This is a genomic window from Anaerocolumna sedimenticola (genome assembly GCF_009931695.1).
Lineage (GTDB): Bacteria > Bacillota > Clostridia > Lachnospirales > Lachnospiraceae > Anaerocolumna > Anaerocolumna sedimenticola.
In genome coordinates this window covers 2,538,117-2,563,948 of sequence record NZ_CP048000.1, presented here as the reverse complement: position 1 = coordinate 2,563,948, position 25,832 = coordinate 2,538,117, and the positions used below count along the sequence as shown (strand labels likewise).

Annotated in this window: 18 protein-coding genes; 1 reads left to right on the top strand and 17 read right to left on the bottom strand. The window is 37.6% G+C overall.

What is annotated here, in order from left to right:
* Window positions 1-10 precede the first annotated feature (10 nt).
* Window positions 11-4,570: a glutamate synthase large subunit gene (gltB, locus tag Ana3638_RS11240; RefSeq protein ID WP_161838108.1), complete on the bottom strand. Its 4,560-nt coding sequence runs from the start codon at window positions 4,568-4,570 to the stop codon at window positions 11-13.
* 486 nt (window positions 4,571-5,056) lie between these two features.
* On the opposite strand from gltB, the gene Ana3638_RS11235 reads away from it, so the two are divergent.
* A complete protein-coding gene (locus Ana3638_RS11235; RefSeq protein WP_161838107.1) occupies window positions 5,057-7,018 on the top strand; it encodes a flagellar hook-length control protein FliK in 1,962 nt (653 codons plus the stop codon).
* Window positions 7,019-7,140: 122 nt separating this feature from the next.
* Here Ana3638_RS11235 and Ana3638_RS11230 read toward each other — a convergent pair whose 3' ends face one another.
* The 16 genes from Ana3638_RS11230 to Ana3638_RS11155 form a co-directional block, all read right to left on the bottom strand.
* On the bottom strand, window positions 7,141-7,491 hold the full coding sequence (locus Ana3638_RS11230; RefSeq protein WP_161838106.1) for a PilZ domain-containing protein: 351 nt from the start codon (window positions 7,489-7,491) through the stop codon (window positions 7,141-7,143).
* Between the two features lie 93 nt (window positions 7,492-7,584).
* Window positions 7,585-9,012: an Asp-tRNA(Asn)/Glu-tRNA(Gln) amidotransferase subunit GatB gene (gene gatB, locus Ana3638_RS11225; RefSeq protein ID WP_161838105.1), complete on the bottom strand. Its 1,428-nt coding sequence runs from the start codon at window positions 9,010-9,012 to the stop codon at window positions 7,585-7,587.
* Between the two features lie 142 nt (window positions 9,013-9,154).
* Complete coding sequence (gene gatA / locus Ana3638_RS11220; protein WP_161838104.1) at window positions 9,155-10,603, bottom strand: Asp-tRNA(Asn)/Glu-tRNA(Gln) amidotransferase subunit GatA; 1,449 nt, start codon at window positions 10,601-10,603, stop codon at window positions 9,155-9,157.
* Window positions 10,604-10,760: 157 nt separating this feature from the next.
* The gene (gatC, locus tag Ana3638_RS11215) at window positions 10,761-11,048 is read right to left on the bottom strand and encodes an Asp-tRNA(Asn)/Glu-tRNA(Gln) amidotransferase subunit GatC (RefSeq protein WP_161838103.1); all 288 of its coding nucleotides are present in this window, start codon (window positions 11,046-11,048) and stop codon (window positions 10,761-10,763) included.
* Between the two features lie 192 nt (window positions 11,049-11,240).
* Window positions 11,241-12,581 (bottom strand): aspartate--tRNA(Asn) ligase, encoded by a 1,341-nt coding sequence (gene aspS / locus Ana3638_RS11210; protein ID WP_161838102.1) that lies wholly within the window; start codon window positions 12,579-12,581, stop codon window positions 11,241-11,243.
* 555 nt (window positions 12,582-13,136) lie between these two features.
* Window positions 13,137-14,150, bottom strand: a complete 1,014-nt coding sequence (locus Ana3638_RS11205; protein ID WP_161838101.1) for a S66 family peptidase — start codon at window positions 14,148-14,150, stop codon at window positions 13,137-13,139.
* A gap of 288 nt (window positions 14,151-14,438) precedes the next feature.
* Window positions 14,439-15,653 carry an LL-diaminopimelate aminotransferase gene (locus Ana3638_RS11200; protein ID WP_161838100.1) on the bottom strand — a complete coding sequence of 405 codons (1,215 nt, stop codon included), beginning with the start codon at window positions 15,651-15,653 and terminating at the stop codon, window positions 14,439-14,441.
* Window positions 15,654-15,820: 167 nt separating this feature from the next.
* Window positions 15,821-16,660 (bottom strand): diaminopimelate epimerase, encoded by an 840-nt coding sequence (dapF, locus tag Ana3638_RS11195; RefSeq protein WP_161838099.1) that lies wholly within the window; start codon window positions 16,658-16,660, stop codon window positions 15,821-15,823.
* Between the two features lie 46 nt (window positions 16,661-16,706).
* A complete protein-coding gene (locus tag Ana3638_RS11190) occupies window positions 16,707-17,249 on the bottom strand; it encodes an ANTAR domain-containing response regulator (protein WP_161838098.1) in 543 nt (180 codons plus the stop codon).
* 62 nt (window positions 17,250-17,311) lie between these two features.
* The gene (gene glnA, locus Ana3638_RS11185) at window positions 17,312-18,643 is read right to left on the bottom strand and encodes a type I glutamate--ammonia ligase (protein ID WP_161838097.1); all 1,332 of its coding nucleotides are present in this window, start codon (window positions 18,641-18,643) and stop codon (window positions 17,312-17,314) included.
* Between the two features lie 301 nt (window positions 18,644-18,944).
* On the bottom strand, window positions 18,945-19,976 hold the full coding sequence (locus Ana3638_RS11180; RefSeq protein ID WP_161838096.1) for an HD-GYP domain-containing protein: 1,032 nt from the start codon (window positions 19,974-19,976) through the stop codon (window positions 18,945-18,947).
* Window positions 19,977-20,460: 484 nt separating this feature from the next.
* On the bottom strand, window positions 20,461-21,255 hold the full coding sequence (locus Ana3638_RS11175) for an ABC transporter ATP-binding protein (RefSeq protein ID WP_161838095.1): 795 nt from the start codon (window positions 21,253-21,255) through the stop codon (window positions 20,461-20,463).
* Window position 21,256: 1 nt separating this feature from the next.
* Window positions 21,257-22,228, bottom strand: coding sequence for an ABC transporter permease (locus Ana3638_RS11170; protein ID WP_161840527.1), 972 nt, complete (start codon window positions 22,226-22,228; stop codon window positions 21,257-21,259).
* 120 nt (window positions 22,229-22,348) lie between these two features.
* Window positions 22,349-23,338, bottom strand: a complete 990-nt coding sequence (locus tag Ana3638_RS11165) for an ABC transporter substrate-binding protein (protein WP_161838094.1) — start codon at window positions 23,336-23,338, stop codon at window positions 22,349-22,351.
* A gap of 222 nt (window positions 23,339-23,560) precedes the next feature.
* Entirely contained in the window at window positions 23,561-24,367 is an 807-nt protein-coding gene (locus Ana3638_RS11160; protein ID WP_161838093.1) for a flagellar motor protein MotB, read from the bottom strand.
* Window positions 24,330-25,109: a flagellar motor protein gene (locus Ana3638_RS11155; protein WP_161838092.1), complete on the bottom strand. Its 780-nt coding sequence runs from the start codon at window positions 25,107-25,109 to the stop codon at window positions 24,330-24,332. Before Ana3638_RS11155 ends, Ana3638_RS11160 begins: the two co-directional genes overlap by 38 nt.
* Window positions 25,110-25,832 lie beyond the last annotated feature (723 nt).

Below are 25,832 nucleotides of genomic sequence, written 5' to 3'. Positions count from 1 at the left end.
TCGTACCTCCTTAGCCTCTGGTGTTGGCAAAGAATGCTTCAATCTGTGCCTGTTCGCTGCTTAACCCTTTTTCCTCCATCTGAACAATGGTTAACAGCATACGTCTGTAATCATGTGGTATAATCTTCTTAAATTTGGGCAGATAATCTCCAAAATGTTCCAGAATTTCCTTACCCTTATCTGAACCGGTATGTTTTACATGTTCTTCTATCATACTCTTTAATTCAAGAACATCATATTTCTCCGCAACTGCTTCCATGGATACTAATTCTTTATTTAATTTCTTATATAAATCCGTATCCTGGTCGAGTACATAAGCAATACCGCCGCTCATACCTGCAGCAAAGTTTTTGCCGGTCCTGCCAAGAACAACAACACGTCCTCCGGTCATGTATTCACAGCCGTGATCGCCAACACCTTCCACTACCGCAGTTGCACCGGAATTACGTACACAGAAACGTTCGCCGGCAACACCATTAATGAAAACCTTACCGCTGGTTGCGCCATATAAAGCAACATTACCGATAATAATATTATCTTCTGCGGCAAATTTACTTCCTTTTGGCGGAAATACCACTAACTTACCGCCTGAAAGGCCTTTACCGAAATAGTCATTGCTGTCACCGCTTAAGACTAAAGTAAGTCCTTTTGGTATAAAGGCACCAAAGCTTTGTCCGCCGCTTCCGGCACATTTAACTACGTAAGTATCTTCTTCTAAGGTTGTTCCGTATGCTTTCGTTATTTCAGAACCTAAAATAGTACCAAAAGTTCTGTCAATATTCGTTACTTCCACCTCTATTGTTTTTGACTGTTTACTTGCTATCGCCTGTTTTAATTTCTTTAAGAGAATACGTTCATCAATGGTTTTCTCTAATTCAAAATCATAAACCTGTTTCGGATCAAAGCGGGACTCGGATGGATTCCCTGCATAAGGATTGTTTAATATCCTGGATAAATCAATCCTGCTTACTCTTTCATTTTTCACATCCGCTTTCACTTGTAGTAAATCCGAGCGGCCTACCAATTCATCCAAAGATCTTATACCAAGTTTAGCCATATATTCACGAAGCTCTTGCGCTATAAAATGCATAAAGTTAACTACATATTCCGGTTTCCCTTTGAAGTTCTTACGAAGTTCCGGATTCTGGGTAGCTACACCAACCGGACAGGTATCCAGATTACATACCCTCATCATAACACAGCCCATAGTTACCAACGGAGCAGTTGCAAAACCGAATTCTTCCGCACCTAAAAGTGCTGCGATTAATACATCACGGCCGGTCATCAGCTTACCGTCTGTTTCAATCACCACTTTATTTCTAAGTCCGTTCATAATCAAGGTTTGATGGGTTTCCGCAAGACCTAATTCCCATGGAAGCCCTGCATTATGGATGGAGTTCCGGGGAGCAGCACCTGTTCCGCCATCAAAACCGGAGATTAAGATTACTCCCGCACCGGCTTTCGCAACACCGGCAGCTACGGTGCCTACCCCTGCCTCTGAAACTAATTTAACGGATATTCTTGCATTCTTGTTGGAATTCTTTAAGTCATATATTAATTGTGCTAAATCTTCGATGGAATAGATATCATGATGGGGCGGCGGAGATATTAATCCTACACCGGGGGTTGAATGCCTCGTTTTGGCAACCCATGGGTAGACTTTTCCTGCCGGCAATTGTCCTCCTTCACCGGGTTTTGCTCCCTGTGCCATCTTGATCTGAATTTCTTTTGCACTTACAAGGTATTGGGAAGTTACACCGAACCTGCCGGAAGCCACCTGCTTAATGGCGGAACAGCGGTTTAAACCATCCTTCCCAAGGGAGAGACGCTCTAAACTTTCACCGCCCTCACCGCTGTTGGATTTACCGCCTAACATGTTCATGGCAATGGCTAAAGTTTCATGAGCCTCCTGGGAAATAGAGCCATAAGACATAGCACCGGTTTTAAACCTCTTAACAATGGAGTCAACACTTTCTACTTCATCAATGGAAATTCCCTTTTCCGGATATTTTATATCTAAAAGACCTCTTAAATTAATACCCTCTTCTTCTGCTTCAATAAAACCGGTATATTGCTTAAATGCACTGTAATCTCCGGTACGGGTGGCTTTCTGCAGCATATGAATCGTTTTCGGATTATATAAATGTTCATCCTTTCCGCTTCTTAACTTATGAGTACCACTGTTATCCAAAGTTAAGTCTATATTAAGTCCCAAAGGATCAAAGGCTTTGGTATGAAGTTCATCCACCTGTTTTTCAATATCTTTAATAGTAATTCCACCGATACGGCTTACGGTATCCGTAAAATACTTATCAACGACTTCCCCTCCGATACCGATGGCTTCAAATATTTTAGATCCCTGATAGGACTGGATTGTTGATATACCCATCTTGGAAGCAATCTTAACAATACCTTTAAGGATTGCTTTATTATAATCATTTACTGCCGCATAATAATCTTTATCCAGCATATTGTTGTTAATTAACTGTTTAATGGTTTCCTGTGCCAGATATGGATTAACCGCACAGGCACCATAACCTAAAAGGGTTGCAAAGTGATGTACTTCTCTCGGTTCAGCACTTTCCAAAATCATGGCAACTGCTGTTCTCTTCTTGGTTCTTACCAAATGCTGCTGCATTGCAGATACCGCTAACAGGGAAGGGATGGCAACATGATTCTCATCCACACCGCGGTCGGAAAGAATTAATATATTTGCTCCTTCTTTATAGGCACGGTCCGCTTCTACGAAGATATGGTCAATTGCACGTTCCAAAGACGTATTTTTATAATAGATGATCGGTATGGTTTCCACCTTAAATCCCGCTATTTTCATGGATTTAATCTTTAACAGGTCCGTACTTGTTAAAATAGGATTATGGATTTTCAATACCTTGCAGTTTTCCGCATGTTCTTCTAAGAGATTACCGTCTTCCCCGATATACACATCGGTGGAAGTAACGATTTCTTCACGGATTGCGTCAATGGGAGGATTGGTTACCTGGGCAAAGAGCTGTTTAAAATATCCGAATAAAGGCGGATTACTCTTGGACAGGATAGGAAGCGGACTGTCAACACCCATGGCTTCTACCGGTTCTGCTCCTGTTTTAGCCATTGGTAAGATGCAGGTCTTATAATCCTCATAAGTATATCCAAAGGCTTTCTGTAATTTTGCTCTTTCTTCATCATCATATTCCCATACCTTCTTATTCGGTATATGAAGATCCTTCAATTTAACCAGATTACGATCCAGCCATTCGCCATAAGGACTGCGTTTTGCATAGCTGTTCTTCAGATCTTCGTCATCGATTAAACAACCCTTTACCGTATCAACCAATAACATTTTACCCGGACGAAGTCTTTCCTTTTTCACGATCTTTTCAGCAGGAAATTCAAGTACACCAACTTCGGAAGATAAGATTACGTGATCATCGTCCGTTATATAATAACGGGAAGGTCTTAAACCGTTACGGTCAAGTACAGCACCCATAATATCTCCATCACTGAAGAGAATGGATGCAGGTCCGTCCCATGGTTCCATCATGGTTGCATAATATTGATAAAAATCTCTCTTTTCCGGACTTATATTCTGATCATTACTCCATGGTTCAGGAATTGTGATCATAACAGCCAGCGGCAGTTCCATACCACTCATTACTAAAAATTCCAATGCGTTATCCAGCATTGCCGAATCGGAACCCTCCGTATTGATTACAGGGAGAACTTTGTGTAATTCACCTTGTAAATACTTTGATTCCATTGTCTCTTCTCTGGCAAGCATTTTATCTACATTACCGCGGATTGTATTGATTTCACCGTTATGAACGATTAAACGGTTCGGATGTGCTCTGTGCCAGCTTGGATTGGTATTGGTACTGAAACGGGAATGTACTATCGCTATAGCGGATTCATAGTTCTCATTCTGCAGATCCACAAAAAACATACGAAGCTGTTTTACCAAAAACATACCCTTATACACAATCGTACGGCTTGATAAAGAAACCACATAAGTATTATCATTACTTTGTTCAAAGGTTCTTCTTGCTATATATAATTTACGGTCAAATTCCAATCCTTTTTTAACGCCTTGCGGTCTTTTTACAAACCCCTGCATAATATAAGGCATACATTCAACTGCTTTATGTCCTAAAATATCCGGGCTGATGGGTACCTTTCTCCAGCCAAGAAATTCCATACCTTCTTTTTCAACGATAATCTCAAACATTTTCTTTGCCTGATTTCTCATTAATTCATCCTGAGGAAAGAAGAACATGCCAATGCCATAATCTCTCTCACCGCCTAAAGTAATTCCTAAAGACTGTACTTCTTTTGAAAAGAATTTGTGAGATATCTGTAATAAAATACCAACACCGTCACCGGTTTTGCCTTCCGCATCTTTCCCTGCACGATGCTCAAGATTTTCCACAATCTTTAATGCGTTTGCTACTGTCTCATGTGTTTTGATACCTTTGATATTAACAACGGCTCCAATACCACAGTTATCATGTTCAAATCTGGGATCATACAATCCCTGTTTCACACGTTTCGCTTCTTCTAAACTATGTTTGTTCATCAGCACGCCTCTTTTCTTTATTTTTGACCATATCAAATTGTATAATAATTCAAATAATTTGATAATTCTTAACTTTATTTACAAATTTTAGGTATAAAAAAGGCGTTCTTGTGCATTTTTAGAGTACACAAGAACGCCTTTGTTCATTTGATATTATAATACAGAATAATTATAATGGCAATCTTTTTTTTGTTTGATTTTTTTTCTTTTTAGATAATGTATAATTTTAAAAACGATTTATCCCTTTAATTAGGTAAATTGCTAAAATTCCAAGACTAAACCGGCCATTTTTTAAATAAAGTAAACCTGTTTTTTACCGATATATATAGTATAATGAAACTATTCAAATATAAGGGAAATTCGTGGAATAAGAAGTTAATCCGCGTACAGTACCACTGTGCAATATGTGCTGGAACCTCAGAAGCTGAATAACCCATATAACATAAATATACAAAATAACAATTAAAATGAACATGGGAGAAAACTATGTTAAGTAATAAAATCTCGCAATCAAATACAAGTATTAATGGGTCCGTTAACCCTGCTGTTACATCATCCGTAAGTTCGAACTCCTCATCTGCCGTAAATTCAACTGCCGGTTTAGAAAAAGGGCAGCTCATTCGCGGTGAAGTGACGGATCTTAGAAGTAATGAGGTAACAGTAAAATTAGAAGACGGAAGGATTTTAAACGGAAGGCTGGAGGAATCCGGTAATCTTGCAATCGGTGACAAAGTAACTTTTCGCGTGGAGGATGTTTCAATAAAAAGCCTCGCCTTAAAAATTATTGCAAAGACTGATTTTACTACCGAAAAAAATACGATTGAAAAAGCATTAGAAGCAGCCGGTTTTGGGAAAACAAACCGCAACTTAAGTGTGGTAAAAGAACTGTTAGAACAACAGATGTCAATTGATAAAAGTACCATATCCATGCTGATTAAACAGTCTGCTTTATACAAAGAAACCGATATACAAACTCTGGTTCTTATGAATAAATTTCATATTCCGGTGAATGAAGCAAATATCCGTCAGTTTAGTGCCTATCAAAACTCTGGGCAAAATGTTCTCGGAGAAATAAAATCCTTAGCGGAATCCGTCTCTGATTTATTTCAAATACAAGGTGACAAACCTGATTCCAATTATATGGCACATTGTTCGAACCTGCTGAATCTGCTACTAAACCGAAACGGAGTAATTTCAGGGGATATTATGCAAAATAATGCTGCAGCTTCTGCTGTTTCTGATTCTGGGAATACGTATAGCAACGAATTCATCCCATTTAACAATAGTATGACTACGGATGGAAATCCAGGTATTACTAATAGTAACATAACCGGTAATCTTTTATCCGGACCAGAGGTTATGGAGCTGGTTAATATATTGAATTCCGATACGATGACCAGAAACTTATTCGGAGACAGGTTAATAAACGGCCTGTTAGAAGGTACGGCTGATTTAAAGGAAATAACGCAGAAACTATATAATACCTTAAATAATCCTGCCGGAGAATTAACAGCACCCGGTATAAAGTCTGCGCTTATGAATTCCCCAGCAGTCCAGACAATCTTGAGCGGGAATGCAGAAGCCGCATATACCGGCCGTCAGATAGGAACCTTTCTGAACTCTTCTGCCCGTATGAACCTCTTAAATTCCATTGATACATTCATTCAGGGTATGGACATAAAACAGCCTCTAACAGACGAGAGTATTTTCTTATTAAAAGAAAATATTATGAAAGGAACCCTAACCGCTAAAGATTTATTAACCTGGATAAATGCTAATCTAAAAGACAGTTCCGAAGAATCGAATAAGGCATTATTATCCTCCAAAGAATTTCGCCTTCTGGTTAAAAATGAACTCTTAGACCAGTGGACCCTGGAACCTGCTGAATTAAGAAAAAATGAAGATATTAACAAACATTTTGACAGCATACTGAATCAGCTGACTCAGCTAAAAGAATATATGGAACAATCTGCCCAAACGGGAAATAACCAGATTCTAAACCAGGCAAATCATTTTCAGGAAAACATAAATTTTATCAATAACCTGAATGCATTTTTAACCTATGTTCCACTTCCACTGAAATTAAAAAGCCAGTTGGCTAACAGTGAATTATATGTTTATTCCAAAAAGAAAGCAGGGAGGACAGCCGCTGACGGTATCAGTGTTTTACTCCACCTTGATATGGAGCATCTTGGACCACTGGATATTTATCTGGACTTGCATGATAAATATTTAAACAGTAAGTTTTATATTGATAATTCGGACGTTGAAAAATTACTTATATCCCATAGATATTTATTAGAAGAAGCTCTGAAATCCAAAGGTTATACCCTCCATACTGAAATTCTGAAACGGGAAAAAGAGCTAAATATTGTTGAGGATTTTCTGAAAGCCGAAACACAGACAACACCCTCTTACACCCGGTTTAATTTTGATTTACGGGCATAAAATAAAACCACTCTTATGGAAAATTTAGGGCTGCTGTAATTAAGATTTAACCTTGTTTATAAGGAATCAATCTTATTTACAGCAGCCCCTTCTTCCTATTATAATAAAGAACTTATATTATCTTATTTGGATTCCCGTTCCTCATATTCATCAAAGATATATTGAAGAACGGATGGCATTCCTACAAATTCTGCACCGTAAGTATACGTTCCGACATTTTCTGCATCCTGTCTGATAATCTTTACCACACTGTACAGACAGGAACTTACGTCGCCTAATTCAAGTTTTGCATTAAAATAATAATCTACCGGTAAAACACTTTTTGATTTAAAACCGATGCCATCTTTTGATATATTAATTACCTCTATCGGGGCATCAATATGATCAACACGTACATTATCCTGCTTAAAAAGGCTGGAAATATCCAAGTTCAGGTTAACCTGCAGCCTTTTACTGCGTCTTTTATCTTCCATTACTGTTTCCTCCTGGTTTATACTATTCATCTGCTTTTTACTGTTTTCATTATATTCTTAATAATGATATAAATCAATAATAAAGGTTAATTTTTACAGGAGTTCTTTTAAAATTCGGTTAATCATACCCGGATCTGCTTTGCCTTTCATTTCTTTCATTGTCTGACCGACTAAGAATCCAAGGGCCTTTTCTTTTCCGTTGTGATAATCATCCACGGATGTCTGATTTGCTGCAAGGATTTTTTCAATCGTAGAGCGTAATACACCCTCATCACTTACCATGGATAAGCCGCGTTCTTCCACATATTGTACCGGATTAATGTTAGTCTTAAAGACTTCTTCAAATACTTCTTTTGCTACGGTTCTGTTAATTTTACCATCCCCGATTAATCCGATTAATTTTGCTAAATTATCCGCTGAGAAAGCTATATTCTCCGGTTCCATCTCACTTTCTTTTAAAAGGCGCATGGTTTCCACCATTAACCAGTTTGAAACTTCTTTTGGTTTACCGCAGATAGCAACAGTCTCTTCAAATATATCAGCCAGTTTCTTCGAACCGGTTATGATTCCGGCATCATATGCGGGAATATCATATTCTGTTTCATAACGAAGCATTTTCGCATCACGCAGCTCCGGCTGACGGCTTCTAATTTCAGCTAACCATTCATCACTGATTTCGATAGGGACTAAGTCCGGTTCAGGAAAATAGCGGTAATCCTGAGCATCTTCTTTGGAACGCATGGCAAAACTGGTATCCTTGTTATCATCCCAGCGCCTGGTCTCCTGAGTAACTGCCTTTCCATATTCCAATAATTCTATCTGTCTTTTTCTTTCTCCTTCAATTGCCCTGGCTATCGCTTTAAAGGAGTTCATATTCTTCATCTCCGTACGGGTACCAAATTCTTTGGCACCAACTTCTCTTACGGAAAGGTTAATGTCTGCACGAAGGGAACCCTCCTGCATCTTACAGTCTGATACCCCAAGATATTGAAGTATTAATTTTAATTTTTCCAGGTAAGCTATTACTTCCTCTGCAGATCTCATATCCGGTTCACTTACAATTTCAATGAGGGGAACACCGCAGCGGTTATAATCTACCAGTGTACAATCTTCCCAGGGATCATGAACTAATTTACCCGCATCTTCCTCCATATGGATTTCATGGATACCAATTACTTTTTTTAGTCCTCCGACTTCTATCTCAATACCGCCGTTCCTGCAAATCGGAAGATAAAGCTGAGAAACCTGATAAGCCTTTGGAAGATCGGGATAAAAATAATTTTTACGGTCAAATTTACAATTCTGGGTAATGGTGCAATTGGTTGCCAAGCCGGCGGCCATGGCAAATTCTACTACTTTTTTATTTAAAACGGGAAGGGTCCCCGGCATACCGGTACATACCGGGCAGCAATGTGTATTCGGTTCACCACCGAACTGGGTGGTACATCCACAAAATATCTTTGTTTCCGTAGCTAATTCCACATGTACTTCCAACCCAATGACAGTTTCATATGATTTCATGTTTTCCTCGCATTCCGCCGCCAATGGCGGCATAAAATCTGTTGAATGAAGCCCTTTTTCAGGTTCTTTCCGAGTGAAAGTCTTTTTCTTTCACACTTCGCGGCATGGCTGCCTCGGCAGCCGCATACATCTATTTCACAAACTATTGACTGCCATCTTGGGTTTGTTCATAGCTGTATGCAACACGGATAATATCTTTTTCGCCAAAAGGTTTACCGATTAACTGCATACCGATAGGCAATCCTTTGGAATCTGTTCCGCATGGTAAACTGATTGCGGGCAAACCTGTCAGGTTTACGGATACGGTATAGATATCGCCCAGATACATCTTTAATGGATCGGATAAACTTTCACCTAATTTGGGAGCTGTGGAAGGAGCCGTAGGCCCTAACAGGACATCATACTTTTGAAAAGCCTTATCAAAACCTTCTTTAATAATTGCTTTTACTTTCAGAGCTTTGTTATAATAAGCATCATAATATCCGGAGCTTAAAACGAAAGCACCTATCATCATTCTTCGCTTTACTTCGTTGCCAAAACCCTCACTTCTGCTCTTCTTATATACATCCTGAAGACCTTCAAAGTTTTCAGTACGGAACCCATATTTTACACCATCATATCTGGATAAGTTTGAACTTGCTTCCGCAGAAGCGATAACATAATAAGCAGGTATTGCATAATCTACTGCATCTAAATCAAACTCTTCTACAATTGCTCCCTTATTCTTTAAACTTTTCGCTGCCGCTAAGATACTTTTCTTGACTTCCTCATCCAGTCCTTTACCTAAATAACCCCTCGGAATGCCTATTTTCATACCCTTGACATCATCAACCAACGCCTTGCTATACTGGTAATTATCCTGTGCAACGGAGGTAGAATCCTTTTTATCGTGTCCTGATATTATATCTAAGGCTACGGCACAATCCGATACGGTTCTTGCAATTGGCCCGATCTGATCCAGGGAGGATGCATAAGCCACTAACCCATAACGGGATACGGTACCATAAGTAGGTTTAATTCCTGTCACACCGCAGAATGAACTTGGCTGACGGATGGAACCGCCTGTATCCGATCCTAATGCATAAAAGGCTTCATTTGCTGCTACTGCTGCTGCTGAACCGCCACTGGAACCTCCGGGTACATGTTCTGTATTCTTAGGATTGTTGGTAACTCCAAAATAAGAGGTCTCGGTGGTACTGCCCATAGCGAACTCATCCATATTGGTTTTACCAATCATAACAGCTCCGGCATTTTCCAGTTTATCTATAACCGTTGCGTTATAAGGCGGATTAAAATTATATAAAATTTTGGAACCGCAGGTTGTCTTTACCCCTTTGGTGCAAATATTATCTTTTATCGCTACCGGAACTCCGGCAAGGGGCGAATCTTTGAATTCCCCGGCATCGATTCGTTTCTGTATTTCCTCAGCTCTTAATAGTGCTTCCTTTTCCATAACGGTAATATAACAATGATAGGAAGCATCCTTTGCTTTTATTATATCTAATTGAGCTTTTGTCGCTTCAACTACTGATATTTCTTTTTCTTTGATTTTCCTGCCCAGTTCCAGGGCGGATAATGCTGTTATATCCATTTCAACCTCTTTTCTGGATATTTATGTTAATCAAATACCCAATAATAAGTTATCCAAAACTTGTTTTACCGTAAGTTCCGTCAATTTAAGAAACAAAATAAGTGTATTCCATAGTAAAACCTAGCTTAAACAATTTCTTAAAATAAGCAAGTACAAATTATTCCACAGTTTTTGGAACCATGAAACAGCCGTCTTTACTTGCCGGTGCATTGCTAAGTAATATATCCCTGTTTGGTTCATTGACCACAACATCTTCACGAAATACATTACGAATCGGGAAAACATGGGACATAGGTTCAATATGATCCGTATTAAGTTCGTTCATGGTATCCATATAAGCTAAAATACTGCCTAAATCTTTTTTGGCCTTTTCTTTCTCTTCCCCGCTTAAATCCAGTTTAGCAAGGGCAGCTACATATTCTATCGTTTCATCGGTTATCGCCATAATATTCTCCTTTTAATCTGTTTAGTTTTAGGCAATTGCGAAACTATTTAATCTGAATACACTATACAATTAATACGAATTTCAGAGCTTCAGTTGCCCTCCTGGCAAGATTCAGCTCTGAAATTGTATTATTTGCATGGTAAATAAATACAATAACCGTGTTTCGCTATTACCTATATTTATTTATTGGATTTAAGGTTCCAGTCTGGATACATCCCTTGGAAAGAGAGTTGTTTCCCTTACGTTCTGTTCATCGAGAAGCCTCATGGTAAGTCGTTCCAAACCGATTCCCAATCCTCCGTGAGGAGGCATTCCATGTTTATGAATCATTAAGAAATTAGTAAAATCATTGGGATCCATACCTCTGGCAACCATTTTTGCAACCTGATCTTCATAGGAATGAATTCTTTGCCCGCCGGTTGTTATTTCCATACCTTTAAATAATAAGTCAAAACTTAAGGTAAACTTTGTATCTGCCGGGTCATCCATTGCATAAAAAGGTCTCTTCTTTGACGGATAATGTGTTACAAATACGAAATCGCTGTTATATTCCTCTTTAAAGTATCTGCCGATCAGTATTTCTTCCTCCGGCTCTAAATCATATGGATTACGAATCTTACGTTCATATTTTTCTGACACTAACCTCTTCGCTTCATCAAAACGAACCGCCGGGATGTTTGTAACATCAGGAAGTGTAATTCCTAACAGTTTGATTTCTTTTGCGTATTCTTCTTCTAAAAACTGAAACGTATATTTTAACATGGCAGCTTCCATATCCATAATATCTTCAAAACCATCGATGTATCCCATTTCAAAATCAAGACTTGTATATTCATTTAAATGTCTTGTTGTATTATGTTTTTCTGCACGGAATACGGGAGAAGCTTCAAAAACCCTGTCATATACTCCAACCATGGTTTGTTTATAAAACTGCGGGCTTTGTGCCAAAAATGCCTTTTTGCCGAAGTACTCAAGTTTAAATACATTTGCTCCGCCTTCTGCATTACCTGCAACAATCTTAGGAGTTCTGATCTCGGTAAAATGCTGTGAAAACATAAAATCACGAAAACCTCTTACAAGTCCTTCCTGAATTTTAAAGATTGCTCTCTCTCTGACATTTCTAAGGGATATGGGTCTTAAGGATAATTTGGTTTCCAGGGAAGTCTTTAATTTCCACTTGCTGATGGGTATCGGCATAGTAGAATCCTTCGCAGGTTCGGATAATAAACGGATTGCATTAATACGGATCTCAAATCCTCCCGGTGCACGTTCTTCACTGTTTACCGTACCGGTTACTTCTACCGTAGCGCCTTCTCTTAAAACTTTACTGTTAAATTCCGGTATTTTACTTTCTTCATAAACACATTGTACTAAACCATCGTATCTTCTTAATACAACAAAAGAGAATTCGCTCATGTCCCTGACGGTATGAACAGCACCTTTTATTTTTATTTCTTTCCCTTTAAAATCACCGGTAAGAATATCTCCGATTTCTACCGTATCTTTCTGCTTTAAACCATTTACAAAATCCATGTACATTCCTCCTTGTACTTCTTAAATTTTCCTTATAAAAATATTCAACTCAAATGTTATACAATCTTCTCCGGTTCGTCCGCATTCCCATTTATATATGTGGCAGACGTTTTAATTAAACGGTTTTTAAGGATCGTTTTTTAATGTATGGAATGATATTTCTATACATTAAAAAATCCCGAGCATATATGATTTCAAAATCATATATACTCGGGACGGGATATTGAATTTTACCCGCGGTACCACCCGCATTGAAAGTTTTAGGCTTTCCTCTCTTACACTTAACGCGTGTCACGCATAAACCTACTACAGCAATACCAAAAATTAAGATATTATCCATTCAATCCATGAGCTCCGGAGTGTTCCTTCCCGTATCTATCATCCAAGGCATGCTCTCAGTCGGTGACACGCCATTCCTGTTTATCGATGCAATCCACACAGGTTAGTCTCTTTCATCGCTTTATTCCAATTATATTAATACATTACATTGTGTATTTTTTCATTATTGACTTATATTAACACAGAATTTTTAATATAGCAAGGGTAAATTTTAAATTACAGGAACATCATTTTTAAGGAACCTTTTCCATTCTTACAGGATATAAAACCAAGTGATCCGTTAATAACAGCCATAGCGGGGGCCTTATGTCCAATATCGGCATCTAATATTACCGGTACCTCCAATCCGCCAAGAACGGATAAAACCGCTTCTTCATAGGATATTTCACCTTGCTCATCATAAAATGCAGGTCTTCCGAATACAAATCCTTTTGCCGTCTGAAACCATCCTGCTTCCCTTAACTGCCACAACCCCCTGGTCAATGCTTCACTGTTTAGTGAAAAACTTTCCAGATACCATATGATTCCGTCATCCTTATATTTCTCTATAAAGCGGACTGTTTTATCATATTTCGTTCCTACCAGGTTAAGTAATACATCCAGGCATCCACCTAAAAGCCTGCCATTTAACTTAATTTCTTCCTGTCCGGTTATATTTCTCCAATAAACTTCTTTGTCCGTATTATAACTTTCCAGTCCGGTAATTCTGTCATAAAACCCATCTTCATAAAAATCAAAACTTGTCTGAACTATATCATTTCCCTCTATCATATTAAGGTTAGCTTTTATTGCCCTATGCCAGGGTTCCATTCCAAAATCATTAAAATTACAACCATAAACCGTTGCCATATCACAATTCGTTGTCACGGTAAAAGTTATACCTGTATTATCCGAATAGCCCTGAATCCATTTAGGATTTAATGAAATTTCGTTGAAATCCACATACGGAAGCATTTCCATTAGATAATCTCCACCTTTTGCAGAAATTATCCACATAACATCCTCATTTTTAATAAGTTCCAAAAACTCTTCCGCCCGGGTTTCTCCGTCCGTACTTCTTCCCTTATTACTGGAGCGTACATGGGTTGTTTCCAGAAGTTTATACCCTTTAGCTGCCAACTGTTTCTTACCGGAATCCAAGCGAACAAAATCCGTCTCTTTTTTATTTCCGTCAGAAAGTGCCGTAATACCAATAGTACATCCTTTTTTTATAAATGCCGGAAAAATCATAATCTAAAATTCCTTTCTTGATTTCCTGTTTTTATACCCACTATATAACTGAATAAATTACTCTTTCAGTTAACAAAAATTTAATAACAGTATTATACATCATATATAAAATATATTCTATAGTATCCTATTATTCCAAGCCAACATAAACCATTCAGGGCTGGTTTCTTCTACTTACCCACTCACTCACCTCAATGGAAATAATCAGCAAGAATATGTTGATTGGTCGTTACAAAAAAAACCTCCAAACCGGGAAATTTATTAGTCCGGTTTGAAGGTTTAATGAATTTATAATTTTTTTATTCTCTCAATTGCTTCCAGGGTATTTTCGTAAGTACCAAAAGCCGTAAGACGGAAATATCCCTCCCCGTGAGGTCCGAAACCGGAACCGGGAGTTCCTACTACATTGGCTTCCTTTAAAAGATAGTCAAAGAATTCCCAGGAGGTCATCTTACCAGGGGTTTTTAACCAGATATAAGGTGCATTTACACCACCGGAAACGTGATATCCGGCAGCTGCCAATCCTTCTCTTATTACTTTTGCATTATTCATGTAATAAGCAATCTGTTCCTTAGTCTGCCTTTTCCCTTCTTCCGTGTATACTGCCGCACCGGCAGCCTGAATGATATAAGGAGTACCATTGAATTTTGTTCCGTGACGTCTTGCCCATAAACTGTTTAACATTACATCACCGCATTTTAATTCTTTCGGAATAACCGTAAAAGCTAATCTGGTACCGGTAAAACCTGCATTTTTAGAGAAACTTCTAAGTTCTATGGCACAGGTCTTAGCACCCTGACACTCATAGATACTATGAGGTACATCCTCCTCGGATATATATGCTTCATATGCAGCGTCATATATAATCACTGCACCTGCTTTATTGGCATAATCCACCCATTTCTGAAGTTCGGCTTTATTAATCGTAGAACCGGTAGGATTATTGGGAAAACATAAATAAATAATATCCGGTTCAACTTTTGGTAATTCGGGAGCAAAATTACTTTCTTCTGTACATGGCATGTAAATTACTTCACTCCATCTTCCAAGTTCCGGTAAAAATTCCCCTGTTCTTCCCGCCATGGCATTACTGTCTACATAAACAGGATATACCGGATCACATACTGCTATTTTATTGTTTAAATCGAAAATTTCCTGGATATTACCGGAATCACTTTTAGCACCGTCACTAATGAAGATTTCATCAATTGTTATGTCTACACCTCTGGTTTTATAATCATTTTCCGCTATGGCAGTTCTTAAAAACTCATAACCAAGATCCGGTGCATAACCTTTAAAAGTCTCCTTAACAGCCATTTCATCGGTTGCTTTGTGCAAGGCATCGATTACAGCGGGAGCTAACGGCAGTGTAACATCTCCGATTCCCAAACGGATTATTTTTTTATCCGGATTGGCTTCCGTAAATGCTTTTACTTTCTTTCCAATATCCGAAAATAAATAGCTTCCGGGTAATTTCAAGTAATTTTCATTAATTTTAAACATATATTTTGCTCCTTTTTTGTTTTGTATCACTTAGATAAGTGTAAACTACATTCTAGTTATAATATACCATATCTCAAATACAAAATCAAAAGCTAAAACTGGCCGTTCAGGTCTAACCTTTCGTTTTTATTAATAACTGGTATATTTTAAATAATACCGTATAACAATCAAATGTTTAAGTTGATTTCTCCATCAAAAACCGTTGCTGCCGGACCTGTCATAAAGATTGTATTCTTATCCCTGTCATATTTTATTTTTAGTTCACCGCCTAAGAGTCTCACGGTAACATTATCCTCGGTAAATCCGTTCCATATGCAGGCATATACACTGGCGCAGGCTCCTGTTCCGCAGGCTAAGGTTTCACCGGAACCACGTTCCCATACTCTCATATCAATGGTGTTTTTATCTATTACATGTATAAATTCCGTATTGGTTCTTTCCGGAAACATGTTGTGATATTCGAATAGCGGACCAATTTTCTCTATATCAATTGATTTAGTATCATCAACAAATATAATAGCATGTGGGTTTCCCATGGATACGCAGGTTACTGAATATTCGGTATCCATTACTCTGACAGGTTTAGCAATAACCTCCTCGCTGTCACTGATAACCGGTATCTGGCTGGCTTTCGTGATTGGACTTCCCATATCAACCGTTACTTCAAAAACTTTGTTTTCCTTGATTTTTAAATCCAGATATTTTATACCTGCTCCTGTTTCTATGGAAATATTGTGTTTATCCGTAAGGCCGTAATCATAGACATATTTTGCCACGCAACGGATTCCGTTTCCGCACATCTGGGATTTTGTTCCGTCAGAGTTATACATATCCATATAAAAATCCGCTTTATCGGATGGTTTAATTAAAATTAAACCATCCGATCCGATACCAAAATGCCGGTCACTGACTAGCTTAGATATCTCAGGAGCGTTATCAACTTTTTCTTTAAAACAGTTAACGTATACATAATCATTTCCACAACCTTGCATTTTTGTAAACTTCATACCATCAACCTTTAATACCTTTCCCTTTTAAACCAAATCATAATTTTTATATTAAACTTAAAATCATCTCCGCCATCTCAACCATATTTGTTCCGGTATCCATACTGTTTTTCTGTATGTACCGGTGAGCTTCCTCTTCCGTCATATTATTACGTTCCATTAGAACAAGCTTTGCTTTGGTGATAATAGCTTTATCCTCTTCTGACCTTGGTTTAGGTTTATCTTTTAACTTTTTCTTCTTCTTCGAATAATTATAACTCATCATCTGCACAGTATTCAATAGGTCTTGCATTTTTATCGGCATACTAAGACAGACAATATTATTATCCGTACATTCTTCCAGTTTCGCAGCAGAAGCAATCAAAAGCATTTCAAACCCTTTCGGAAGATAATTATTTAACTCACTATAATGCATATCCGAAAAACGGTACCCGCATATTACGATTCCATCATCTAATTCATTTGCTATTCCTACTACCTGCGCGCCTGTAGTGCAGGTGGCATTCACTTCAAAACCGTTTCTGACTAATGCATTTTTTATACTCATTGCATCTTCTATCTTGGGAAAAGCTATAATAATATCAGGCACATCTGATCACCTCCATCGCTTTGATATTTCACTTAGTGGTATATGTCCACTATGCTGATTCCTTATATGCGATGTAAGTATTGATCTAATTCCCACTGAGATACCTGTATGGTATATTGATTCCACTCTGCGTTCTTGGCTTCTAAATATTTACTGGTCGTATGTTCTCCCAATACAATTTTTACTAATTCATTTTTTTCAAATGCAACTAAAGCTTCTTTCAAATTACTCGGGAGATTTTTAATGCCTTTATCCGCTTTTTCTTCCTCTGTCATGGTAAAGATATTCATATCCACGCTATCCGGCGGAGTTAATTTATTTTTAATTCCATCAAGTCCTGCCGCAAGGCACACGGCTAAAGCAAGATAAGGATTTGCTGCCGGATCAGGACATCTAAGTTCGACCCTGGCACTGGCACCTCTGGCTGCAGGAATACGGATTAACGGGCTTCTGTTAGTAGCTGACCACGCAATGTAAACGGGTGCTTCATAACCAGGCACCAATCTCTTATAAGAATTAACCAGTGGATTGGTTACGGCTGCCATACCCTCCATATGCTTCATTAAACCTGCTATAAAGTGGTAGGCGTCTTCACTTAACCCTAGTTTACCGTTTGGGTCGTCAAAGATATTTTTTCCGTCTTTACTAAGGGACATATTAATATGCATACCGGAACCATTTACACCGAATTTCGGTTTCGGCATAAAAGTAGCATGCAACCCATGTCTTTTTGCTATGGTTCTTACTACCAGTTTAAAGGTCATAATATTATCCGCAGTTGTAAGGGCATTATCATATTGGAAGTCAATTTCATGTTGGGCCGGTGCTACCTCATGGTGGGAAGCTTCGATAATAAATCCCATATCCTCCAAGGTTAAAACCATCTCACGTCTGGCATTTTCGCCTGCATCCAAAGGTCCCACATCAAAATATCCGCCGCGCTCTAAGGTAGTATTGGTAGGTTCCCCGCTATCTTCCGCATTAAATAAGAAAAATTCACATTCGGGGCCAACATTAAATGTGTAACCCATCTCTTTTGCCTCGTTAATTACCTTTTTCAGTATATATCTTGGATCGCCTTCAAAAGGTGTGCCATCCGGTCTGTAAACATCACAAATAAATCTGGCAACTTTACCCTGCTGAGGTCTCCAAGGGAAGATTTTAAAAGTATCTAGATCGGGGTACAAATACATGTCTGATTCTTCAATACGCACAAAACCTTCGATGGAAGAACCGTCAAACATACATTTATTAGCTAATACTTTATCCAACTGGCTGGTTGTTACAGCAACATTTTTCAGATTTCCGAAAATATCAGTAAACTGAAGTCTTATAAATTCTACATCCTCTTCTTCAACTATTCTGATAATATCTTGTTTTGTGTAGTGATTCATATCTTCGTCTCTCCCTTTTATAATTATTCTATATTTATTCAAAAAAGGGCGAAAGCATTCCATAAGAACACCTTCGCCTCGCTGATACCATGATAACAGTCTGAATATTATTTGTCAATATACTAAATATAACATAGTACACATTCTTAATTCATGTTCAATCATGATTATACATGCCGTATTGGTCCGTTCTCCAGCTCTTATAATAAATTAGCATAACCATTTACCAACACAGTTTATTATATTAAATTGTTATATACTTATACCCTTTAATTAAAATCCACTACTTAAATACGTAAGTTTACATAATAATTTTAGAAATGCATACACTATAAAATTGGGGATCATTTTTTAAATCGATCAATTCCTTAGTTTCAATATTGCGGATTAACGGTCTTAAGACGCAATCCGAATGATTCTGCATAATTATTCCTTTCGTTCCGTCACTTAATTCTACACTGGTTCCTACCGGATATATCGTAACACATTTCATAAAAACTTCTATTACTTCGGAATCATATAATTGGTTACCAGTTCCCATTAAATATTCCACTGTTTCAGATGGAGAAAAAGCGTTTCGGTATGCCCGGTCAGAAGTCATGGCATCATAAGTATCCGCAACAGCCAGGATTCGTCCGAATATAGTTATTTCATTTCCTTTTAAACCTCTTGGATACCCGGATCCGTCATACCTTTCATGATGCTGCAGCACACCGGCTTTGGTAACGCTATTAAGTTCAATTGATTCTGCCAGGATTTGAAATCCCATTTCCGGGTGCTTTTGTATTAGTTCATATTCTTCGCCTGAAAGTTTCCCTTGTTTATCTAATATCTCTATTGGTACATTCTTTTTACCGATATCATGTAGAATACCGGCAGTGCCCAAATAAATTAAGTTATCACGGCTTAAGTTTAGTTTTATACCAATACTGACAGCTAAAATCCCTACATTTACACAATGAAGATACGTATATTCATGGTGTCCCCACAGATGATGCATATTAATTTCAACATCACCGTTTGCAAGAATATTATCCACAATCTCAGATATTAAGGGCATCATTTCTGCGATGTTTCCGTTTTGGTTTACTATGGTTTCCAGACGCGAAGCAGTTTGTAATCGTAATCCTTCGTCAACAACATCTTGAATAACAATACCTTCCGATATCTCGTCTTCAATGTACAGACCGGTAAAACCATGGGAGATTAATCTGGCAAGAATAGCTTCCGTTAATTCTACATTTTCCCTTAATAAAATTACACCCTGAGCACCATATAACGGTTTTGCTAAACGAGAACCTGGAACCACTTTATCGATAGTAAGAAATCTCATTCCCCTGAATCCTCCAAGTATGTATAATATAATTTATCAGAAGTTGCCTTATAAACTTCTGATAAAAGGCGATGTTTTTCCGCCGTGCATCCGATTATAGGAACATGATTTTTGTTCCTATAATATAATTTATCAGAAGTTGTTTTAAACTTCTGATAAAAGGCGATGTTTTTCCGCCGTGCATCTGATTATAGGAACATGATTTTTGTTCCTATAATATAATTTATCAGAAGTTGTTTTTTAAACTTCTGATAAAAGCGCTTTCTAAAATCTTATAATGAAAGACATGCTGTTCCATTACAAAATTTATCGGAAGATAAAGTACATCTTCCGATATAAGGCGGTTTACAGTTAAATTCGCCTGAAATTAAATATAGTATTTTATTACCATACAATACACTAGGCTCATATTATAGCATATTATGTCAGATATTGGTATACCCATTTCAAAATTTGTTGTATTAACTTATCATATTATATCAATTCATGCCAGCATCATTCTGTCGTTAGCAAATTCACCGCCGCTGACACTTTCAAATCTTGCTAACAGATCACTTACCTGAAGTTTCTTTTTTTCTTCTCCTGATACATCATATATAATTTTGCCTTCAAACATCATAATCAGTCGGTTTCCGTACTGGATGGCATTTTTCATATTATGGGTTACCATTAGGGCTGTAAGGGAATTTTTAGTTACGATTTGTTCTGTCAATTCCAATACTTTTCTGGCTGTTTTGGGATCTAATGCCGCAGTATGTTCGTCTAAAAGAAGCAGCTTAGGATTTTTTAAGGTTGCCATAAGAAGAGTAAGTGCCTGCCTCTGACCACCGGAGAGAAGTCCAACTTTAGAGGTTAGCCTGGTTTCTAATCCTAAATCCAAGGTTTTTAAAAGTTCCACATATAACTCTTTCTCTGATTTTGTGATACCCCAGCTTAAGCCTCGCCTTTTACCTCTTCGATATGCCAACGCCAGATTTTCTTCAATTTCCATATCGGCTGCAGTTCCCATCATAGGGTCCTGAAAAACTCTCCCAAGATACTTTGCCCTCTCATATTCCGGCAGCCTGGTTATATTAATACCGTCAAGTGTTATTGTTCCTTCATCCGGAAAATGTACTCCTGCTATCATATTAAGCATGGTGGATTTACCGGCACCGTTGCCGCCGATAATAGTAACAAAATCTGATGGATTTAACTTAAGCTCTAGACCGTTTAATACTCTTTTTTCATTGATCGTTCCCGGGTTAAAGGTCTTATATAAATTATTTAATGATAGCATATTATTGCACCTCCTTACGTATTGCCACTTTTTGTTTCTTTAAAACCGGTACGGATAATGCAACTGCAACAAGAACCGCAGTCAGAAGTTTTAAATCATTGGTATTTAGACCAAATTGCAATACGATAGCGATAATGATACGATAGATAACGGCACCAATTATAATTGCCCTAAGCTTATAAGCAAAAGAACGCCTCTTGTGAAATACTACCTCTCCAATTACGATAGAAGCAAGGCCTACTACGATTGCACCAACACCCATACTTACATCTGCATACCCCTGACTCTGTGCTACAAGACCACCGGATAAAGCAATTAAACCATTTCCTAACGCCAGACCGATTATTTTCATTAAGTCTGTATTGGACCCCTGTGCCCTAACCATAGCTTCATTATTACCCGTAGCACGAATGGTACATCCGATTTCCGTGCCGAAAAACCAATACAAAAAGCCAATTACTAATATAGCAAAAGCTAATCCTATACCAATTGAAACCAACGTCTGTAAGAGAGAATCTTTCATTCCAAGTTCTTGTGCCGAAGGCAGCACTCCTTTTATCTCCGATATTACTGTTTTCTGTCCAAGAAGCGGAGTATTGGCCTGCCCCATTATTCTTAAATTAACGGAGTATAATGCTATCATAGATAGAATACCGGAAAGAATCGCAGGTATTTTTAGTTTTGTATGTAAAAGGCCTGTTACAACTCCTGATAACATTCCAGCAATTATCGCTATGATTAGACTTATGAAAGGATTCCATCCCAAAGCTACAATAACAGTTGCACTGACACACCCTCCCAATGCAAAGCTTCCCTCACTGGTCATATCTGCAATATCCAATATACGAAATGAAATATAAACACCAATGGCTAATATTGCCCAAAAAAGCCCTTGTGACAGGGCACCAACAACAGCCAGTAATATTGCCGGCAATAATAGTATTAAATTTGCCAATACTGCTTTTATACTCATAATCATTCCTTACCTTCCCTTAAAATAAAAACTGTCCCTTATATAATTCTTGTTCATGTAAGTAAACAGATGCAAGAATCCTACTTTGGGACAGCTTTTCTGTTATTATAAAACTTAAATTTATTCTTTATCTTCTACTAAATCAGACGGAATTTCAATTCCTAACTGAGCTGCAACATCCTCATTGATGGATAATTTACATTGATCTGCTGAAAGATATTCAATGGGCATTTCTGCCACAGTAGCTGTTCCTTCTATAATCTTTACTGCTTGTTTTCCGGTTAATTTACCAAGTTCGTAATAATCGATTCCATATGTAGCTAAACCACCTGCATCCACCATACCCTCTTCACCACAGATGATAGGAAGATTGTTGGCATTGGCAACCTGGGAAACTGTTGGCATTGCTTTTGCTATAACATTATCGGTTGGAGCATAGATTGCATCCACTTTACCGATTAATGATTCTACCACCTGCTGAATTTCATTAGTATTGGAAACCGTTGCCTCCTCTGATTCTATTCCCAATTTTGTAGCAGCTTCAATAGCCATATCAGCCTGAATTTTTGAGTTTACTTCACTGGAGCAATAAAGAATGGCGATTTTTTTCGCATCAGGTACTAATTGTTTTAATAAATCAATTTGTTCCTTAACCGGAGTTAAATCAGAGGTTCCTGAAACATTACCGCCCGGTGCTTCATTGGATGCTACTAAACCGGCAGCAGCAGGATCGGTAACTGCAGTCACCAGTATAGGAATATCTTTTGTTGCATTGGCAACAGCCTGAGAGGCCGGAGTCGCAATAGCTAAGATTAAATCATCATTATCATTTACTAATTTTGATGCAATGGTATTGGCATTAGCCTGATCACCCTGCGCATTCTGGTAATCAATGGTTATTTTCTCTCCGTCTACATACCCTGCTTCCGCCAGAGCATCTACAAAACCCTTATAAGAAGCATCTAGTGCGGCATGTTCTACTAATTGATCAACACCAATACGAAATACATCTCCTCCTGAAGCGCTGTCTTTCTTACCACATCCGGTTAAGGACGCCGTAACTAGCAATGCGGTTAAAATAATAGAGATCGCTTTTTTTGATTTTTTCATAACTTCCTCCTTTTAAACCGTAATGCTTTACTTCAACACAAAATTGCTTTAAAGCATTAAAGTTTAACACTTTTAATGGATAAAGTCTACCCTGATTTTACACTTTTGTCAATTATTTTTTTATGACTTTATTTTACTATTTGGAAGATTTTATACCACAATAAATAGGAAGCCACTGATTTTTTCATAAAACCAATGGCTTCCTGCCCATAATTTACAATTCTATTCATTTTGTGCCTGAGCTGCTTCTTCATTATAAAGTAAGGTTATACTGATACGTCTGTTTTTCATTCTGCCTTCATTGGTTTTGTTAGAAGCTACCGGTTTATATTCACCGTATCCAATTGCAACCAAACGTTCCGGTTTAATTTTATAATTTTCGATTAAATATTGTACCACATTGGCTGCTCTATCTGCAGATAACTGCCAATTAGATCTGTATTCCTTATTATTAACCGGTACATTATCCGTATGACCCTCTACTTGGATAGGGCTGTCAATACTGTTTAATAATACTGCAACCTGATCCAGGATTGGTTTCATCTCCGGTTTTACATCCGCTTCACCGCTATCGAATAGAATATCATTCGGCAAAGAAATAACCATACCTTTATCTTCCACTGTAATACGGAGTTTATCTTTTAATTTACTGTCTTTCAGTGCATTATTAAGATTGTTTCTTAGCGTGGCAAACTCCTCTTTACTAATACCGTCACTGGTATCAATATTATAACCTTCTCCGGTCTGTGCCGTTTCGGAATCTCCACTTTCTTTAATATCTTTAGACGTAAGGCCGGTACCACCGTCTAAAATTCCTGCACCTTTTGGTATAATAGAACCATTTACGCTCTTTCCTGAAGTGCCGAAAGCTTCACTTAATGACTGGGAAAGAGCTTCATATTCTTTCTGATTTACATTGCTGATTGAATAAAGCATAACAAAAAATACCATTAATAACGTGATCAAATCCGAGTAGGTTAACAGCCATCTTTCACCGTTCTCCTTCTTCTCTTTTTTCTTTTTCATCATCTAAGTACCCTTTCAGCCTTTCTACGATTAACGCCGGATTACCGCCTTCCTGTACCATTAAAATTCCATCCATCATCATGTTTTTGGTTACTATTTCATCCGTATCAAGCTCTTTTAATTTATTTGCGATTGGCAGCCATAAAAGGTTAGCAGATGATATACCATAAAGAGTAGCTATAAAAGCTATGGCAATCTGAGGACCCAGTGAATTTGCGTCACCACCTAAATTACCTAAAACATGTACCAATCCCATAACCGTACCGATAATACCCATTGTCGGGGCAAATCCGCCTGCTGCTTCAAATACGGCGATTCCTTTTGAATGCCGGTACTCCATATTATCAACCTTATTCTCCAAAGTCTTTTTAATAATTTCCGGATCCGTACCATCCATAACTAACTGAATACCCTCTACAATAAATTTATCATATGTATTATTCTGTATTTCGGTTTCCAGGGATAATAATCCACTTGTTCTGGCCAGATTGGATATTTTATAAAATGTATCTACAATTGCTTGCCTGTCCTGTTTTTGATTTTTAAAAGCTATCGCTATTATCTTAGGCAATTTCACCAGAACTGATGACTTAAACGATATTCCCACCGCACCAAAAGTACCGCCGAATACAATCATTGCGGCTGTTGGTTCCAATAAGGAATGAACATGTCCACCATCCAAAACAAAAGCCAATATCAGGGATGTGAAAGCAAATATAATACTAATTATCATGGTAATATCCATATACAGGTCCTCCTACGATTCACTTATACTTACATAAAGCATAATGCTATTCTTTAAACCTTCAACTTTTTAATATTTTTATGTTTAATCTTTTTTATGCATATACACCTTCCAACAATTAATCTCATATTAAGTTTGTCGAAATTTAGTGAATGATTTAAGTATATAGACGCACAAAAATTTACATATTTATCTATAATTCTTGTAAAATTTAACAATATATCTACTATCATTTTAGACAAATTAATTTATTTGTCAACATATTTTTACATTATGAAACCAGGCCGAAATCCTTATTAAATTTACTGTAAAAACAAGCTTTTCTGCTTATTTACTGGGATTGATTTTTTGACCAAAAAACACACTAGTACTAATTTCTTATACCACTTGGTTCCATCTTTCCCTGTAAATATAAAATTCACATTATCAATATATATTAATTTTAAAAATTGACTATGATTCATTATTAAATTATAATAATTAAGTTAATAAATTAGTTCGTTAATTTGCATAATTGCTTGATACAGAACGTAATTCTTTCCAGGTATGCTCTCGCGCAGATGAAGTACGTAGTGGTACATAAGTTCTAAAATACAGGACCTAAGCAGCAACGACTTCATACAGCTGCCAGCGAACTTATGAAACATCAGACTAATGTAGAGGTGTAGATGTGCTAACTGACGAATTGTAGATTATTTGTATGGCTTTTAACACTCCAATCCT

Excerpts from the sequence above, each read along its gene's own strand:
- gltB (WP_161838108.1), bottom strand. The coding sequence starts at position 4,570 with ATGAACAAACATAGTTTAGAAGAAGCGAAACGTGTGAAACAGGGATTG.
- Ana3638_RS11235 (WP_161838107.1), top strand. The coding sequence starts at position 5,057 with ATGTTAAGTAATAAAATCTCGCAATCAAATACAAGTATTAATGGGTCC.
- Ana3638_RS11230 (WP_161838106.1), bottom strand. The coding sequence starts at position 7,491 with ATGGAAGATAAAAGACGCAGTAAAAGGCTGCAGGTTAACCTGAACTTG.
- gatB (WP_161838105.1), bottom strand. The coding sequence starts at position 9,012 with ATGAAATCATATGAAACTGTCATTGGGTTGGAAGTACATGTGGAATTA.
- gatA (WP_161838104.1), bottom strand. The coding sequence starts at position 10,603 with ATGGATATAACAGCATTATCCGCCCTGGAACTGGGCAGGAAAATCAAA.
- gatC (WP_161838103.1), bottom strand. The coding sequence starts at position 11,048 with ATGGCGATAACCGATGAAACGATAGAATATGTAGCTGCCCTTGCTAAA.
- aspS (WP_161838102.1), bottom strand. The coding sequence starts at position 12,581 with ATGGATTTTGTAAATGGTTTAAAGCAGAAAGATACGGTAGAAATCGGA.
- Ana3638_RS11205 (WP_161838101.1), bottom strand. The coding sequence starts at position 14,150 with ATGATTTTTCCGGCATTTATAAAAAAAGGATGTACTATTGGTATTACG.
- Ana3638_RS11200 (WP_161838100.1), bottom strand. The coding sequence starts at position 15,653 with ATGTTTAAAATTAATGAAAATTACTTGAAATTACCCGGAAGCTATTTA.
- dapF (WP_161838099.1), bottom strand. The coding sequence starts at position 16,660 with ATGAAGTTTACAAAAATGCAAGGTTGTGGAAATGATTATGTATACGTT.
- glnA (WP_161838097.1), bottom strand. The coding sequence starts at position 18,643 with ATGAATCACTACACAAAACAAGATATTATCAGAATAGTTGAAGAAGAG.
- Ana3638_RS11180 (WP_161838096.1), bottom strand. The coding sequence starts at position 19,976 with ATGAGATTTCTTACTATCGATAAAGTGGTTCCAGGTTCTCGTTTAGCA.
- Ana3638_RS11175 (WP_161838095.1), bottom strand. The coding sequence starts at position 21,255 with ATGCTATCATTAAATAATTTATATAAGACCTTTAACCCGGGAACGATC.
- Ana3638_RS11170 (WP_161840527.1), bottom strand. The coding sequence starts at position 22,228 with ATGAGTATAAAAGCAGTATTGGCAAATTTAATACTATTATTGCCGGCA.
- Ana3638_RS11165 (WP_161838094.1), bottom strand. The coding sequence starts at position 23,338 with ATGAAAAAATCAAAAAAAGCGATCTCTATTATTTTAACCGCATTGCTA.
- Ana3638_RS11160 (WP_161838093.1), bottom strand. The coding sequence starts at position 24,367 with ATGATGAAAAAGAAAAAAGAGAAGAAGGAGAACGGTGAAAGATGGCTG.
- Ana3638_RS11155 (WP_161838092.1), bottom strand. The coding sequence starts at position 25,109 with ATGGATATTACCATGATAATTAGTATTATATTTGCTTTCACATCCCTG.